Genomic DNA, 1,515 nt, shown 5'->3' with positions numbered 1-1,515 from the left:
GATAGTGTTGAAGAAGTCGACGTTTGAACTGCCGGTTGGCGAAGCCGAAAGCAGTCGATTTATTCCTCTCAGCCTGTTGGTTCTGGTTGCGGAACCATTTTTGCCAGTTTCCTGAGGTTTTGTGCTGTGGCTGCGAGCTGGAACTGTTCGTATGCGCCTTTAGGTCCTCGAAGTCGCATCATTGGCAAGCCGATGTATCGCTTCAGATGGGCGAAGAGCATCTCGACTTTCCGCCTTTGAATGAATGAGGTCATGTAGGCATCTGTTTTGCGGATATCGCGGGCTACGTCCCGAGCTGCTTCGTGGATTGATCGCATCACGCGCCTGCCAGGGTCCCCTGGGCAGCATTTTGGCTTGAGTGGACATGCGTCGCAATCATGCTTCGAGGCGCGGTATCGGATGAACCCGTCTTTGCCACCGTTGGGCTTTCGCGGCTTGGAGAAGTTCCGGCGGTATGTTCGCAGTTCCTTGTTGCCGGGGCATGTGTAGCTGTCGGTTGCGGGGTCGTAGATGAAGTCTTCGCGCGAGAACGTGCCGTCCGTCCGTTTGGATTTATCCCAAACTGGAATGTGTGGCGCGATCCCACGCTCTTCGACGAGCCAACCCAGCATCTCCGCTGATCCGTAGCCCGTATCGCCGACCAGCTTATCTGGCGTCATGTTGAAGCATTCCGTGATCCGGTCGATCATACGCCGCGCCGCGAAAGCCTCAGCGGTTCGGATCGGAACCGATGGCTCGACGTCAACGATCACCGCATTGTCCAAATCCACCATATAGTTGGTGGAATAGGCGAAGAATGCGGCACCTCCATCGGCGCCTGTCCAGCGCGCCGCAGGGTCCACCGGCGAGATGTATTTGGGAACGACTTTGGTGGACGCGCCGAATGCGGCATCATCCAGTGTTTCGAGATATTCGTGAACCACGCGCGTGGCCAATTCCCGTGGCAGACCCTCCTTGCTGTCAATGCCGCGCGTCTGGTTCGCATTGGCAGGGATCAAGCTGGCATCGACGCCGAAGTTCTCGCCGCCAACCAAGCCCTCATCGATGCAGCGCTGCAAAACTGTCTCGAAGAGATGTCGGAACAAACCGCTTTCCCGAAAGCGCCCATGCCGGTTCTTTGAGAAGGTTGAATGGTCAGGCACCGGGTCCGTCAGGTCGAGCCTGCAAAACCATCTGTAGGCCAGATTGACATGCACCTCTTCGCAAAGGCGGCGTTCTGAACGAATGCCTTGGCAGTAGCCCAACAACAGCATCCGGATCATCAACTCTGGATCAATCGAAGGGCGGCCATGCGAGCTATACGACGGTGCCAGAAGCGGTCGAACGTCTGACAGGTCAAGGAAACGATCAATGCCGCGTAACGGGTGATCGGCAGGAACAAACTCGTCAATCGAGAACTCATAAAACAACGCACCTTGCGCCACCTGCCTCGGTCCCATCATCGCCGCACCTCCGCTCATAAAACGAGTGAATCAGCGACAGACCGACCAATCAATGGACTTTTTCAACACTATC

The 1,515-nt window shown here is 56.2% G+C and carries 1 protein-coding gene; it reads right to left on the bottom strand.

Annotated elements, in window-relative coordinates:
• Nucleotides 1–68 precede the first annotated feature (68 nt).
• Nucleotides 69–1,442 (bottom strand): transposase, encoded by a 1,374-nt coding sequence (locus ACR0DS_RS20280; protein ID WP_480560883.1) that lies wholly within the window; start codon nucleotides 1,440–1,442, stop codon nucleotides 69–71.
• Between the last annotated feature and the right edge of the window lie 73 nt (nucleotides 1,443–1,515).

The organism is Ruegeria sp. AF5 (assembly GCF_056541905.1).
Note: the sequence above shows the minus strand (reverse complement) of the source record. Positions and strands in the feature narration are given on the sequence as shown.